Below are 254 nucleotides of genomic sequence, written 5' to 3' on the forward strand. Positions count from 1 at the left end.
CCTCAACGTCATCCAGGGCGCGAAGATGGTGGGCGCCGACAAGATCGTCGGCGTCGACATCAACGATTCCAAGGAGGATTGGGGCCGCCGTTTCGGCATGACACATTTCGTCAACCCGACCAAGGTAAGCGATATCGTCCAGCATCTGGTCGGGCTCACCGACGGCGGAGCCGACTACACCTTCGACTGCACGGGAAACACCACCGTGATGCGGCAGGCGCTCGAAGCGTGCCATCGCGGCTGGGGCGTTTCGG

At 62.6% G+C, this 254-nt stretch carries 1 protein-coding gene; it reads left to right on the plus strand.

Annotated elements, in window-relative coordinates:
• A partial coding sequence (locus tag QSV46_RS40340) for a zinc-binding dehydrogenase (RefSeq protein WP_314964267.1) occupies positions 1-254 on the plus strand: 254 nt, incomplete at both ends.

This window comes from Bradyrhizobium cosmicum (assembly GCF_032290525.1).
Lineage (GTDB): Bacteria > Pseudomonadota > Alphaproteobacteria > Rhizobiales > Xanthobacteraceae > Bradyrhizobium > Bradyrhizobium cosmicum_A.